The following is a 15067-nucleotide window of genomic DNA, read 5'->3' on the forward strand; positions in this document are numbered from 1 at the left end:
TTTCAAATAAAGACAGTATGCAATTAAGCAACGAAGAAGAAGATTATAACCTATCCCTATCCAAATTTGAGTCAATGTTAAAAACTAACAAGGTACTCTTTTTTGATTCTGAAGAGTTTGAAGAAATTATTCTTCATTATTTAGACATAGGTAAGGCTAATTTAGCAAAAAAGGCCTTAAAACTTGCATTAGACCAACACCCAAAATCTACGGGCTTAAAATTAGTACAAGTAGAAATGTTGGTTTACGACGACAAACTCGAGATCGCCGAAAAGCTCTTGAATGAGTTGTATGCAATCGAACCTAACAACGAGGAAATTTACATCCAGAAAGCCAATATCTGTTCTAAAAGAGATCAACACGAAAAAGCAGTAGAATTGCTTAAAATTGCCTTGCAATATACTGACGACTACGCTGACGTGTACAACTTAATTGGAATGGAATATCTTTTTATGGATAACCTTGAAATGGCAAAAGACAGCTTTATCAAATGTCTTGAAGAAGATTTAGAAGATCAATCTGCTTTGTATAATGTGGTTTATTGTTTTGAATTTTTAGATCAAAACCAGGAAGCTATCGTTTATCTGAACGATTATATCAACAAAAATCCATATAGTGAAATCGCCTGGCACCAGCTTGGACGTTTGCATTATGGTGTAAAAGAATATGAAAATGCCATTCGTGCATTTGATTATGCAACTTTAATTGATGACGAATTTTTAGGTGCTTTCATGGAAAAAGCAAAAGCGCATGAGCGTTTGAAAAAATACCATGAAGCGATTGAAAGTTATAACAGAACCATCGAATTGGATGATGCAACTTCATATGCCTTATTACGTATCGGAAAATGTTATGAAAAATTGGGGAATGCCGTAAAAGCGCTTCAATATTATAACCAAACCGTTCATGAAGATCCTCTTTTAGACAAAGGATGGATTGCGATTACTGACTTTTATGTTCGCCAGAAAAACTTTCAAAAAGCATTATTTTTTGTGAATAAAGCCTTGGCAATTGACAATCAAAATCGTTTGTATTGGAAACGTTATGCAACAATTAACAAACAAATGAACTTTTTTGAGGAAGCTGAATTTGGATACAGAAAAGCGGTTGAATTTGGTGATTACGCTTTAGATACCTGGTTATTCTGGGTTGACATTTTGCAGTTTTTAGGTGAATTCGAAAGTGCAATTCAAACCTTATTGCAAGCTTCAGAATATTTTCCTGAAGAAAACGAAATCGAATATCGTTTAGCAGGATTGTATTTCATGGTTCAGGATAACACAAAAGCGAAATTTCATTTAAGCAACGGATTACGTTTAAACTTTGACAATTATATTTTGATCGAAGATTTATTTCCTGTGGTTTGGACAAAAAAAATGGTTAAAAATTACATTGAAAAACATAGAAAACAATAATGATTGATATTTTAAAAAGACGTTTTGGCTTATTAGGGCGTAATATTAGTTACTCATTTTCAAAGGGATATTTTACAGAAAAATTTAGTGATGAAGTTTTTGCCGGCAATAGCTATGAAAATTTCGATATTTCTGAAATTAATCATTTCACTGGATTATTAAAAAACAACCCGGATTTAAAAGGTCTTAATGTTACAATTCCGTACAAAGAACAAATAATTCCTTATTTAGATAAGCTATCAACAAAAGCAAAATTAATAGGTGCTGTTAATACCATTAAGTTTACCAAAAACGGAAAACTGAAAGGTTATAATACAGATTATTATGGCTTTAAAAAATCATTAAAACCATTATTACAACCACATCATAAAAAGGCACTTATTTTAGGGACTGGCGGAGCATCAAAAGGCGTTGCGTTTGCCCTTGATGAACTTGATATTCCTTATACTTTTGTATCGAGAGAGGCAAAAGAAAATATCATTGATTATGACTTAATTAATGCCACAACTTTTGACAATTTCCAAATCATAATCAATTGCACACCTGTTGGAACAAGTCCAAATATTGAGGCTTGTCCAGATTTGCCGTACGAATTCTTTACTGATAAACATATTGCATACGATTTAATATATAATCCGGCAGAAACTCAGTTTATGAAAAACGCAAAAAAATACGGAGCGATTACTAAAAATGGTTATGATATGCTTATTTTTCAAGCGGAGAAAGCCTGGAAAATATGGAATAAATAAAAAATCCGGAGAAATTAAATCTTAACGTAATTTTTGTAACTTAGTCTATTCATTAATAGATGGTTATGGATAAAACTTTACTTTTTCTCCTGTTAAGTTTTTTATATACTTTTTCTGTTGCAGGGCAGGATACCATTGTACATGCAAAAGATCCTTATACAGAAGCACGATATCATTACTATTTAAAAACGATTCTACTTTTTAATGAATATTTAGATACTGACTCAGGTTCATTTAATACTACTCAACTTCGTTTTTTATATCCTATCGTTAATAAAGCCTGGAATCTTAGGATTGATCTTCCGTTAATATCAACCAATACAAACTCTATAAACAAAACGGGAGTTGGAGATATTGGCGCGGGTATTAGTTATATCCCTTATTTAGAAGAAAAAATGGTGGAATTGCTTTTCGTGCCAGAGTAATATCAAATTCAGCTGTTGATCCGGCACTTGGATCTGGTAAATGGGTCTTCTCTCCGGCGGTTTTTTATGGTAAATATTTAAAAAAAGAGAAACTCCTGTGGATTACTTCTTTAGAAAATCAAATTAGTTTTGCAGGTTCTGATAATCGAAGTGATGTAAATGTAACCGCATTCGAAAATTACTTCATGTATATCTTAGGAAAAAACTGGATTGCCGCAGATGCTGCGTTCCGATATAATGCTACAAATAAAGGTTTTCCTAATAATGCATTTGTAGAGTTTGGAAGAAGAATAACAAAAAATGACATGGCCTATATTCATCCAAGTGGAGCTTTTGGAAATCATAAAACGTATAATTTCGGTATTGAAGTTGGCATGCTGATTTTGTTTTGATTTTCTATTAGATCAACCAAAAGGTTGTATTATATAATAATTTCTCAATATTTAGGAAAAAGCAACTACTCTATTCTTAAAATATAGATTTCCAATTCTTTTTCTTAAAACAGTATTTATTTTTAATTTAAATTAACTTTAAAAAAATCAATAAAAAAACTGCAACGCAATTGTAATTTAGTTTAATAAATAGGAATTTAATCGTAAAATAGCGTATAAACAAACGATTTATTTTGTATTTAGAAACACCTTTACTATCTTTCGCAATGTTTAAAATAAAAACCTTATTACATTTAAAATGTTAGAAGAAAAGAATGATAACCTGCAAGAAGCAGATGGAAAATTAGGAATCGAAACTAGCGATTCTATACAAAATGATGCAATTGAAACATTGGATTCTGAAGCAACAACAGAAAATGAAACTTCGATAACCGAAAATGAAACTGAAAATGCTGCTGAGGTTACAGAAACCAATCATCAAACAGCACTTGACGCTATAACAAATTCTAATGCTGAAGAAAGCGAAGATGAGACGCTAAAAGAGCGTCATGATATTCCTATGCAGGATTACGATACTTTTTCATTAGATGCCCTTGTTGATGAATTAAAAAAGCTTGTCAATACAGATAAGGTAATGTCTGTAAAAGATCATATTGAAGAAATCAAAAAATCATTTTTATTACAATACAATCATCTTATAGAGGAGAAAAAAGAGGAATTTAATGCCTCTAAACAAGATCCCAACGAAGAATTCGAATATCATTCTCCACTAAAATCTAAATTTGATGAATATTATAATGTTTTCAGAGAAAAAAGGAATGCCCATTTTAAACATTTGCAAACCAATTTAAAATCAAATTTAGAGAATCGACTTGCCATTGTTGAAGAACTAAAAGAACTTATAAATCCACAGGAAAATATTAAAGACACTCTTAAGCATTTTAATGATTTAAGAGAAAGATGGAAAAATGCCGGAGCAATCCCTAAAGATAAATACAATCACGTCTGGAATAATTACCATTTTCATGTAGAAAATTTCTATGACTATCTACATTTAGATCGTGAAGCCAGGGATTTAGATTTCAAATACAACCTTGATCAAAAGCAAAAAATAATTGCCCGTGTTGAAGAATTGGTAAATGAAACTGATATCAGCAAAGCATTTCGTGAATTGCAGGATTTACACAGAATCTGGAAAGAAGATATCGGACCTGTTTCTAAAGAACACCGTGATACAATCTGGAATAAGTTCAGTGAACTAACTAAAAAAATTCACGATAAAAGAGAACTTTTATTTGAAAGCCAAAGAGCAAACGAACAACAGAATCTTGAAGTTAAAAAAGGTATTATTGCGACGATAGAGGTTTTAGCCACTGAAAAAGTGGGATCTCATTCGCAATGGCTGGTACAAATACAAAAAGTAGAAGCGCTAAGAAATGAATTCTTTGCTGCCGGAAAAGTTCCGTCTGACGTAAACGAAGAAACCTGGGCTGCTTTTAAAACTGCCGTTAGAAACTTTAATTCTTTTAAAAATTCATTTTATAAAGACATTAAAAAAGATCAAAACGATAATTTAAATAAAAAAATGGCTCTTGTTGCCAAAGCAAAAGAACTACAGGAAAGTGTTGATTTTGCTGCTACAACTCCAATAATGAAACAAATTCAGGAAGAGTGGAAACAAATTGGTCACGTTCCTAAAAAATATTCAGATAAAATCTGGAAAGAATTTAAAGATGCCTGTAATCATTATTTCAACAAGTTAAAAGAGCACAAATCTGAAGAAAATGGTGATGAAGTAGCTGCTTTTGATAACAAAAAAGCGTATTTGGATACCTTAAGAGCTTATCAGTTAACCGGAGATCATAAAACAGATCTGGATGCTATAAAATTACATATTGAAACCTGGAAAGGATTTGGAAAAGTACCTTTTTCAAGACGCCACATTGAAGGGAAATTCAATAAAATTTTAGATGCCCTTTTTGAAAAACTAAGTTTGAGTAAAAAAGAAACGGAGATGATGCGTTTTTCTAACAGAATTGATTCTTTATCTGAAAGTAATGATATTCGCAAATTAGATAACGAAAAAATATTCTTAATGCGTAAAATTGAAGAAGTTCAAAATGAAATCTTTCAATTAGAGAACAATATTCAATTTTTCACGAATACTAAAAACGCGAAAAAAGAAAATTCAATTGTTCTTGAAGTTCGAAAAAACATTGCTATCCATAAAGAGAGTTTAGATGTTTGGAAAGATAAATTGAAACAATTACGTAATTTAGGTCAGGAATAAGATTTAAATATCAAAAATAAATGAGGTGTAATGAAAGTAATCATTGCACCTTTTTTTTATACTAAATAATTTTACCAAAAAGCACACTAAGATTAGCTTTGCGAACTTTGCGTAAACCTTTGCGCTCTTTGCGTTTAAACTTTCATCCCAACCAAACTTAACATTGCAATACAATTTGATAAAACTATTCTGTAAAATATTGATTATATTTGAGTATCAAAAGATTATAAACCTTAATATTTTATAAAATGAAATTTACTAGAAAAGCAAATGCCAACTGGAAAGGAACAGGCATGGAAGGAACCGGAACAATCAGTACTCAAAGTACAACATTAAATAATGCACAATTATCCTTTAAAACAAGATTTGCAGATGGCATTGGTACAAATCCGGAAGAACTTGTTGCAGCGGCACATTCAGGCTGTTTTACAATGCAATTAAGTTTTTTACTGAATGAAGGAGGTTTTACTGCAGATGACTTATCTACAGAAGCGACAGTAACTTTTGAAGACGGAACCATTACGCTAATTCATTTAGACTTAAAAGGAAAAGTGCCTTCGATTTCTGCTGAAGAATTTGAAAAAACAGCTGCAAAAGCAAAAGAAATCTGCCCGATTTCTAAACTTTTAAATACAACAATTACATTATCTGCAACTTTAGTTTAGACAATGAAAAAAATTTAAGCATAAAAAATCCCGTTTAAAACGGGATTTTTTTATAATAAAACCAAATGAATTATTAGTTCATTGTAGCTTTTAATGCTTTTGCTTCAGCAGTCATTTCTAACGCTTTGTAAACACCTAATAATGTTTTAGATACATCTTCGTTTTTAGGATCTAATTCATGTGCTTTTTTAAGGTAAGGAATAACACCTTTAAAAACATCTTCTCTTTGTGCTTTTAAAACATTATAACGTTTTGTATCTTTATCAGAAGTACCCAATTTATTCATTTCATCGATAATTGGTTTCTCAGCTTCTAACTTTAAAGCTGCAAGATTAAGATAGGCATTAGTATAACTTGGATTGATTTCAATCGCTTTCAAATAATATTTTTCAGCATCAGCTTTGTTACCAGCGTTACCACTGATAACTCCTAAATTGAAAATTAAATCAGCATTGTTTGGATCTTTTTGCAAAGCCTCACCAACTAATTTTTTGTAAGTATCAAAATCTTTCGTTTCAAGATATAAATTAGCTTCTGTAAGAATCAAAGAAGAATCGTCAGGATTCGTTTTTCTTGCATCAGAGATTGCTTTTTTAGCATCTTCAGTACGGCCTTCCTGAACCATAATTAAAGCTAAGTTTTTGTAGATTTCTCCTCTTTTAGAAGGGATAGCTTCAGTTTTAGGCTTTTCATGAGTTCCTAATTTTACAGCTAAATCTCTTTCATTAGCAGTATTAAAACCATCTTCGTTACCAGAAGCTTTATTTAAAGCAGTATAACTAGTTCCTTTACCAGAATAATTTAATTTTTTCAATTCTTCATACATTGGCAAAGCAGCTTTATAATCCTGAGCATTTACCGCTGTAGAAGCTGCATAGTATAAATTGATTGTATCTTTTTTATCTAACAAATAAGCATCATACAATTTTTTTGCCCCCTCAGTATTTTTGTTTGCCTGACTATCTGCAATAGCAGAATTAATCAATTTTCCTTTAATTTCAGTGATTGAAGTTGCAGCCTGAGTTGAATATTTTAATTTTCCTGACGCTTTTTCAATATCAATTAATTTTTTATAGCTTTCAGCAGCAAGTGATAAGTTTTTACTCTCTTCTACTTTTTTATTTGCTAAATCTAAATAAGCATTTCCTTGTACAGAGTAGTATTGTGCTTGTTCTACATCTTTGGCGTTAACCACCAAATTTTCTGCATCTTTTAATATCGCAATTGCTCCCTGAGCATCTCCGCTTTTTAATGCTTTTTCAGCACTTTTAATCTGATCTTTTTGAGCAAAAGTAGCTACTGAAATCAATAATGCTGATGCAAGTATTACATATTTACTTTTCATAATATTCAATTTGTGTATTTAATTTTAATTTACGTGGTTTTTATTATTCCTCTGACTCTTCTTCCTCAGAATCATCCTCGTCTACTATTTCTTCATCAGAATCGTCATCATCGTCATCTTCTGCTGTTCCATCATCTTCAAGAACCTCTAAATCTGGCTTCACCCTTTCAATAACTGGCCCTACTACATTTCCTTCTTCATCAACAATAACTTCTTCGACATCGTCTTTCATAACTTTCGTTACAGCAGCAATAGAATCTTTTCCTTTTAGGTTAATTAATCGCACACCTTGAGTAGCACGACCCATAACTCGTAAATCTTCAATAGCCATTCTGATAGTTAATCCGGATTTATTGATAATCATTAAATCATCAGCATCTGTTACAGCATTAATCGAAATCAGTTTTCCTGTTTTCTCTGTGATATTAAGCGTTTTAACACCTTTACCTCCACGATTCGTGATTCTATAAACATCTTCACCATCTTCGTCAACTAACTTGGTACGTTTTCCGTATCCATTTTCAGTTACAACTAAAATTTGTGAATCATTAATATCATTTTTATCAACAGTAACCATACCAATTACTTCATCCGTATCATCTTTTAAAGTAATTCCACGAACTCCCGAAGCCGTTCTTCCCATCGGACGTGTTTTGGTTTCTTCAAAACGAACCAATTTACCAGACTTAACGGCTAAGATAATTTGGCTTTCTCCGTTAGTTAATTGTGCCCCCATTAATTCATCACCTTCTTTAATTGTAATAGCAGCAACACCATTTACTCTTGGTTTAGAATATTTCTCTAAAGAAGTTTTCTTAACCTGACCTTTTTTAGTAACCATTACAAGATTATGACTGTTGATGTAATCTTTATCTTTTAGATCTTGCGTACAAATGAAAGCTTTCACTTTATCATCACTTTCAATGTTTACCAAGTTTTGAATTGCTCTACCTTTTGCTGTTTTACTTCCTTCCGGAATTTCATAAACACGCATCCAGAAACATTTTCCTTTTTGTGTAAAAAACATCATATATTGGTGATTGGTTGCAACGAACATATGTTCAAGGAAATCCTGATCTCTTGTTCCGGCGCTTTTTTGTCCAACTCCACCTCTATTTTGAGTTTTGTATTCTGTAAGGTTTGTTCGTTTGATGTAACCTGCATGAGAAATGGTTATTACTACATTCTCATCTGCAATTAAATCTTCAATACTCACATCTCCACCAGAATATTCAATTACAGAACGACGCTCATCGCCGTATTTCTCACGAATTTCTTCAAGCTCTTCCTTAATTAAATTCGTTCTTAAATTAACATCAGCTAATAATGCTTTTAAGTGTTCGATTAATTTCATCAATTCTTCAAACTCCGCTCTTAACTTGTCTTGTTCCAGACCTGTTAACTGACGTAAACGCATCTCAACAATAGCACGGGCCTGAATATCTGACAAACTGAATCTTTCGATTAACTTCTCACGAGCTTCTTCTGTATTCTTAGAACCTCTGATGATAGCAATTACTTCATCAATATTATCAGATGCAATAATTAAACCTTCTAATATATGCGCTCTTTCCTCTGCTTTACGCAATTCAAACTGCGTTCTACGAACTACTACATCATGACGGTGTTCAATAAAATAATGAATCATATCTTTTAGATTCAACATTTGTGGGCGCCCTTTTACTAATGCAATATTATTTACACTAAAAGAAGATTGTAATGAGGTAAACTTATATAAGGTATTCAAAACTACGTTTGGCGTAGCGTCACGTTTCAGGATATAAACGATACGCATACCATTTCTATCCGACTCGTCACGAATATTCGCAATACCTTCAATTTTTTTATCGTTAACCAAATCAGCCGTACGTTTGATCATTTCGGCCTTGTTAACCTGATATGGAATTTCAGTAACAATAATACATTCTCTTCCGTCAACTTCTTCAAAACCAACTTTGGCACGCATAACAATACGCCCTCTACCTGTTTTAAAAGCTTCACGAACGCCTTCATAACCATATATTACACCCCCGGTAGGAAAATCCGGAGCTTTAATATGAGTCATTAACTCGTCTATTTCAATATCATTATTATCAAGATACGCTAATGTACCATTGATCACTTCAGTTAAATTGTGTGGAGGCATATTAGTAGCCATACCAACTGCAATACCTGTTGCTCCGTTTACTAATAAAGTAGGAACTCTTGTTGGCATTACTTTTGGCTCATATAAAGTATCGTCAAAGTTCAATTGAAAGTCAACTGTTTCTTTTTCGATATCTGCCATAATATCTTCAGAGATTTTGCGCATTCTGGCCTCAGTATAACGCATTGCTGCCGGACTGTCACCATCAACAGATCCAAAGTTACCCTGACCATCTACTAATAAATATCGCATACTCCATTCCTGAGCCATACGCACCATCGCATCATAAACAGAGGTATCTCCGTGCGGGTGGTACTTACCCAGAACCTCTCCTACGATTCTCGCAGATTTTTTGTGGGCAGATCTTGATGTTACTCCTAAGTCATACATTCCGTAAAGAACTCTTCGATGCACTGGTTTCAAGCCATCTCTAACATCAGGAAGTGCTCTAGATACGATTACTGACATCGAATAATCGATGTAAGCTGATTTCATTTCATCTTCTATGTTAATAGGAATTAACTTTTCTCCTTCAGACATAAGTTGTTATATTAAATAATTATATTAGTTTCAAAGCGTGCCAAGATACGGTTTTTTGGAATTTTTTCAGCTATTTACTTACACTTATTTCAATGATTTATTAACAACTTTATTTCTACTTTTAGTTAATAAATTAAGCGTTTTTTAACGCTTTTATTGTTATTTTTTTTGTCAATTAGCTGACAGTAGTTCTTGAAGGGTATGGTTTTTGTTTTTCAAACTGTAATTCACTAAATTTACAATACCAATTATATATTATGGATGATAATTTTTCACCAAGAGTAAAAGATGTTATTACATACAGTAAGGAAGAAGCCCTTCGTTTAGGACACGACTTTATTGGTACTGAACATCTAATGCTAGGCATTTTAAGAGATGGTAACGGAAAAGCTATTCATATACTTAATAACCTAGCAGTCGATTTAGACCATTTACGCAGGAAGGTAGAAATACTGAGTCCAGCCAACCAGAGCGTTGAAGTAAATGCTGAAAAGAAAAATCTTCACCTTACCCGACAGGCAGAAAGAGCCCTGAAGACAACCTTTCTTGAAGCTAAAGTATTTCAAAGCTCGTCGATTAGCACGGCACACTTGCTTTTATGCATCTTACGAAACGAAAACGATCCAACAACCAAGCTGTTGAATAAACTAAAAATAGATTATGACATAGCTAAAGAACAATATTTAAACATGACGCCAAACGAAGAAGAATTCTTAGAAAACTTGCCAAGAAACGAATCGTACAATGACGATTCAGGACAAGATGACAGTCTTAAAGAAAGTAGTTTTAACAATCCGGCCAATAAGTCAAACAAAAAATCCAAAACTCCGGTTTTAGATAATTTTGGGAGAGATTTAACAGAAATGGCGGAAGAAGGAAAACTAGATCCGGTAGTGGGACGCGAAAAAGAAATTGAACGTGTTTCTCAAATTTTAAGCCGTAGAAAAAAGAACAACCCGCTTCTTATTGGAGAACCAGGAGTTGGTAAGTCTGCTATTGCAGAAGGACTTGCTTTGCGTATCATCCAAAAGAAAGTATCCCGTATTCTTTTCCACAAACGTGTAGTAACGCTTGATTTGGCTAGTTTAGTAGCCGGAACAAAATACCGCGGTCAGTTTGAGGAAAGAATGAAAGCCGTAATGAACGAGCTGGAGAAAAATGATGATATCATTCTTTTTATTGATGAGATTCATACTATTGTAGGTGCTGGCGGAGCAACAGGTTCACTTGATGCTTCAAACATGTTCAAACCTGCTTTAGCAAGAGGCGAAATCCAATGTATTGGTGCTACCACTCTTGATGAGTACAGACAATATATTGAAAAAGATGGTGCATTAGAAAGACGTTTCCAAAAAGTAATTGTGGAGCCAACTTCTGTTGAAGAAACGATTGCGATTTTGAATAATGTAAAAGACAAATACGAAGATCACCACAATGTCACCTATACTCAGGAAGCAATCGAAGCTTGCGTTAAATTAACAAACAGATATATGTCTGAGCGTTTTTTACCGGACAAAGCGATTGATGCTCTTGACGAAGCTGGTTCTCGCGTACACATTACCAATATTGATGTTCCTAAACAAATTCTTGATTTAGAACGTCAATTGGAAGAAGTGCGTGAAAACAAAAACATGGTAGTCAAAAAACAAAAATATGAAGAGGCTGCCAAACTTCGTGATGATGAAAAACGTATTGAAAAAGATCTGGCTGTTGCACAAGAGCAATGGGAAGAAGATTCTAAAAACAACAGAATTGAAGTTACAGAAGATAATGTAGCTGATGTTGTTTCGATGATGACCGGAATTCCAGTGAACCGAATTGCACAAACAGAAAGCAACAAATTAGCTAAATTACCTGAATTGATTCAGAATAAAGTAATTGGCCAAAATGAAGCTGTATTGAAAATTGCCCGTTCTATTCAACGTAACAGAGCCGGACTTAAAGATCCAAACAAACCGATTGGTTCGTTCATTTTCTTAGGTCAGACCGGAGTTGGTAAAACGCAATTAGCAAAAGTTTTAGCAAAAGAATTATTCGATTCTGAAGATGCATTGGTTCGTATCGACATGAGTGAATACATGGAAAAATTTGCTATCTCTCGTTTAGTAGGAGCGCCTCCGGGATACGTAGGATACGAAGAAGGTGGTCAATTGACTGAAAAAGTTCGTAGAAAACCATATTGTGTTGTTCTTTTGGATGAAATCGAAAAAGCACACCCAGATGTGTTTAATATGATGCTTCAGGTTCTAGATGACGGTTATTTGACAGATAGTTTAGGTCGCAAAATCGACTTTAAAAATACTATTATCATTATGACTTCTAATGTTGGAGCACGACAATTGAAAGATTTTGGACAAGGTGTTGGTTTCGGAACTGCTGCGAAAGTCGCTCAGGCCGATGAAAACTCAAAAAGCATTATCGAAAATGCATTGAAAAAAACCTTTGCTCCTGAATTCTTAAACAGAATTGATGATGTAATTGTATTCAATGCTTTAGAAAAAGCCGATATCGATTTGATCATCGAAATTGAACTTAAAAAACTATATTCTCGTATTGCTGAATTAGGATACACTTTAAGCTTGACTGATAAAGCAAAAGCCTTTATCGCTGAGAAAGGTTTTGACAGACAATTTGGTGCAAGACCACTAAAAAGAGCAATTCAGAAATATGTTGAAGATTTGTTGGCCGAGGAAATCATTACTTCAAAAATACATTCAGGAGATGAAATTCTAATGGATTTGAAAGATGACTCTCAAGAACTTTCAGTAGAAATACACAAAGCAGAAGAGCCGACTAATCAATAAATTAGTTTAATTTTATAACAAAAATAAAATACCCGTTACGTTTTCATAACATAACGGGTATTTTTTTTAGATAATTTGCTATCTTTAATAAAAGCAAATAGCTACTTTTGAATTTAAAATTCTATTAATAAAATACAACGTATGCTTCAAAACAAAGTCATTTTAGGCAGTGAAGAATGGTGCTCATTTCCAGAACTTGGAATCCCGACAATCAAGGCTCGTGTTGATTCTGGTGCCAAAACTTCGGCAATGCACGCCATCAACATCGCTCCTTTTATAAAAAATGATGCCAATTGGGTGAAATTTGATATTAATCCAATTCAGAATAATATTAAAACCATCATTCATTGTGAAGCTCCGTTAGTTGACAAAAGAATTGTAAAAAGCTCAAGCGGTTTCAGGGAACATCGATATGTAATTCAAACCAATCTGAAAATAGGTGAAGTAAAATGGCCTATCGAAATGACCTTGACCAATCGTGACTCCATGGGTTTCCGAATGCTTTTAGGTCGTGAAGCTATGAGCGGACGTGTGTTAGTTGATCCGGAAGAAAAATATCTATTAGGACAACCTACAACCGAAGCATTAAAAGAACTTTATCAAAATTCAGAGAAAGCAACTTCTGGTTTACGAATTGGACTATTGGCAAGTAATCCCGAATTATACAGCAACAAAAGAATCATGGAAGCCGGCGAAATGCGCGGTCATGAAATGCATTTTTTGAACATCAAAGAATGTTATATGAAGCTGGATGCAAAAACACCTGAGATTCATTATAGAGGCGGAAAAATATTAAATCAGTTTGATGCTATTATTCCGAGAATCCGACCTAGCATCACTTTTTACGGTTGTGCTCTGACGCGTCAATTTGAAGCTTTAAAGGTTTTCGTTTTAAATTCAGCTACAGCCATCACACAATCACGTGATAAATTATATTCATTGCAATTGCTTTTAAACAGCGGAATTGATATTCCGACAACCGGTTTTGCCAATTCTCCTCTGGATACAGACAATTTAATTAAGATGGTTGGAGGTTCGCCTTTAATCGTAAAATTATTAGAAGGAACACAAGGAAAAGGTGTTGTTTTAGCAGAAACAAAAAAAGCGGCGGAAAGTGTAATCAATGCTTTTAAAAGTTTAAACGCAAACATCCTGGTTCAGGAATTTATCAAGGAAGCTAATGGAAAAGACATTCGCTGTTTTGTAATTGACGGAAAAGTGGTTGCAGCAATTCAGCGTGAAGCGATGCCTGGAGAATTCAGAGCAAACATTCACCTTGGCGGAACCGCATCAGTAATAAAAGTTACGGCCGAAGAGAAAAAGATCGCTATAAAAGCCGCAAAAGCAATGGATTTAAAAGTGGCAGGTGTCGATATTATTCGTTCTTCAAAAGGTCCATTATTATTGGAAGTAAACTCTTCGCCAGGACTTGAAGGAATTGAAGGCGCAACGAACAAAGATGTTGCCGGAGAAATGATTAAAGCAATTGAGAAAAACTTTAAAATAATTAGTTAGTTCACCCTAACTTAATATTCAATATTTATTTTAGCAGCTTTGTCAAAGTTTAAAACTTTGACAAAGCTTTTTTTAAATTTAAATCCTAAAAAATGATGCTATACTCGTATTTAGATATTATTTTAAGAAGTCTTGCCGTTTATTTTTTTATGACGATTGCATTGCGGATTTTCGGCAAAAAAGAGCTTTCGCAATTAAATACCGCTGATATTATTCTGATTTTATTGATCAGTAATTCAGTTCAAAATGCCATGGTTGGTCCTGACACCAGCCTATGGGGAGGTTTAGTTGCGGCTTTAGCCTTGTTTGTGATTAATTTTATCATTAAAAAACTAACACACAAATACAAAATACTGAATGATTTTCTTTTGGATAAACCGGAAATCTTAATTCACGACGGAAAACTTGATTTTAAAGCGTTAAGCAAATTAGACATTTCTAACGACGAATTAAAAGAAGCGATGCGTGAGCATGGTTTAGAGCATTTTACCGATGTAAAGCTTTGTATGTTAGAAATTGATGGTACAATCAGTGTGATTTCTGAAGATCAAAAACATCTCAAACAGACACATTACAAAAGAAAACACAATCATAAGAATTTTAGGAAATAAGATTTAAAAAATTCCAAACAGCAAATTCCAAATTCCAATTAAGAAAAGAAAAACTCCAATAAAAAAATTATAAATAAAAATTCCAAATTCCAAATTTGAAATCAGATCAAACATTGGAATTTGGAATTTTAAATTATTGGAATTTCTATATAAAAAAAACTGGTTTCAAA

11 protein-coding genes are annotated in these 15067 nt (G+C 33.3%); 9 read left to right on the forward strand and 2 right to left on the reverse strand.

The window, feature by feature from the left end:
* Positions 1-17 precede the first annotated feature (17 nt).
* From ASC72_RS01560 to ASC72_RS01585, 6 genes are all read left to right on the forward strand, one after another.
* Positions 18-1415, forward strand: coding sequence for a tetratricopeptide repeat protein (locus ASC72_RS01560; RefSeq protein WP_056185668.1), 1398 nt, complete (start codon positions 18-20; stop codon positions 1413-1415).
* The gene (locus ASC72_RS01565) at positions 1415-2164 is read left to right on the forward strand and encodes a shikimate dehydrogenase (protein ID WP_056185672.1); all 750 of its coding nucleotides are present in this window, start codon (positions 1415-1417) and stop codon (positions 2162-2164) included. Before ASC72_RS01560 ends, ASC72_RS01565 begins: the two co-directional genes overlap by 1 nt.
* A 65-nt stretch (positions 2165-2229) precedes the next feature.
* A complete protein-coding gene (locus ASC72_RS24430) occupies positions 2230-2589 on the forward strand; it encodes a hypothetical protein (RefSeq protein WP_241775591.1) in 360 nt (119 codons plus the stop codon).
* 185 nt (positions 2590-2774) lie between these two features.
* Positions 2775-2981, forward strand: a complete 207-nt coding sequence (locus tag ASC72_RS24435) for a hypothetical protein (RefSeq protein ID WP_056185678.1) — start codon at positions 2775-2777, stop codon at positions 2979-2981.
* Positions 2982-3279: 298 nt separating this feature from the next.
* On the forward strand, positions 3280-5271 hold the full coding sequence (locus ASC72_RS01580) for a DUF349 domain-containing protein (RefSeq protein WP_056185681.1): 1992 nt from the start codon (positions 3280-3282) through the stop codon (positions 5269-5271).
* Positions 5272-5519: 248 nt separating this feature from the next.
* A complete protein-coding gene (locus tag ASC72_RS01585; protein WP_056185683.1) occupies positions 5520-5936 on the forward strand; it encodes an OsmC family protein in 417 nt (138 codons plus the stop codon).
* Between the two features lie 73 nt (positions 5937-6009).
* Here ASC72_RS01585 and ASC72_RS01590 read toward each other — a convergent pair whose 3' ends face one another.
* Positions 6010-7281, reverse strand: a complete 1272-nt coding sequence (locus ASC72_RS01590) for a lipopolysaccharide assembly protein LapB (RefSeq protein WP_056185685.1) — start codon at positions 7279-7281, stop codon at positions 6010-6012.
* A 43-nt stretch (positions 7282-7324) separates the two neighbouring features.
* A complete protein-coding gene (gene gyrA / locus ASC72_RS01595) occupies positions 7325-9967 on the reverse strand; it encodes a DNA gyrase subunit A (RefSeq protein WP_056185688.1) in 2643 nt (880 codons plus the stop codon).
* Between the two features lie 257 nt (positions 9968-10224).
* Here gyrA and ASC72_RS01600 point away from each other — a divergent pair, with 257 nt between their 5' ends.
* From ASC72_RS01600 to ASC72_RS01610, 3 genes are all read left to right on the forward strand, one after another.
* Positions 10225-12771, forward strand: a complete 2547-nt coding sequence (locus ASC72_RS01600) for an ATP-dependent Clp protease ATP-binding subunit (protein WP_056185689.1) — start codon at positions 10225-10227, stop codon at positions 12769-12771.
* A gap of 141 nt (positions 12772-12912) precedes the next feature.
* On the forward strand, positions 12913-14286 hold the full coding sequence (gene rimK, locus ASC72_RS01605) for a 30S ribosomal protein S6--L-glutamate ligase (protein WP_056185692.1): 1374 nt from the start codon (positions 12913-12915) through the stop codon (positions 14284-14286).
* Between the two features lie 95 nt (positions 14287-14381).
* A complete protein-coding gene (locus ASC72_RS01610; RefSeq protein WP_082564225.1) occupies positions 14382-14897 on the forward strand; it encodes a DUF421 domain-containing protein in 516 nt (171 codons plus the stop codon).
* The last annotated feature ends 170 nt before the right edge of the window (positions 14898-15067 follow it).

The organism is Flavobacterium sp. Root420, assembly GCF_001427905.1.
Taxonomy (GTDB): Bacteria; Bacteroidota; Bacteroidia; order Flavobacteriales; family Flavobacteriaceae; genus Flavobacterium.

What these genes read in the sequence shown, in the direction of transcription:
- ASC72_RS01560 (WP_056185668.1), top strand. Translation starts at nt 18, where the DNA reads ATGCAATTAAGCAACGAAGAAGAAGATTATAACCTATCCCTATCCAAA.
- ASC72_RS01565 (WP_056185672.1), top strand. Translation starts at nt 1,415, where the DNA reads ATGATTGATATTTTAAAAAGACGTTTTGGCTTATTAGGGCGTAATATT.
- ASC72_RS24430 (WP_241775591.1), top strand. Translation starts at nt 2,230, where the DNA reads ATGGATAAAACTTTACTTTTTCTCCTGTTAAGTTTTTTATATACTTTT.
- ASC72_RS24435 (WP_056185678.1), top strand. Translation starts at nt 2,775, where the DNA reads ATGTATATCTTAGGAAAAAACTGGATTGCCGCAGATGCTGCGTTCCGA.
- ASC72_RS01580 (WP_056185681.1), top strand. Translation starts at nt 3,280, where the DNA reads ATGTTAGAAGAAAAGAATGATAACCTGCAAGAAGCAGATGGAAAATTA.
- ASC72_RS01585 (WP_056185683.1), top strand. Translation starts at nt 5,520, where the DNA reads ATGAAATTTACTAGAAAAGCAAATGCCAACTGGAAAGGAACAGGCATG.
- ASC72_RS01590 (WP_056185685.1), bottom strand. Translation starts at nt 7,281, where the DNA reads ATGAAAAGTAAATATGTAATACTTGCATCAGCATTATTGATTTCAGTA.
- gyrA (WP_056185688.1), bottom strand. Translation starts at nt 9,967, where the DNA reads ATGTCTGAAGGAGAAAAGTTAATTCCTATTAACATAGAAGATGAAATG.
- ASC72_RS01600 (WP_056185689.1), top strand. Translation starts at nt 10,225, where the DNA reads ATGGATGATAATTTTTCACCAAGAGTAAAAGATGTTATTACATACAGT.
- rimK (WP_056185692.1), top strand. Translation starts at nt 12,913, where the DNA reads ATGCTTCAAAACAAAGTCATTTTAGGCAGTGAAGAATGGTGCTCATTT.
- ASC72_RS01610 (WP_082564225.1), top strand. Translation starts at nt 14,382, where the DNA reads ATGCTATACTCGTATTTAGATATTATTTTAAGAAGTCTTGCCGTTTAT.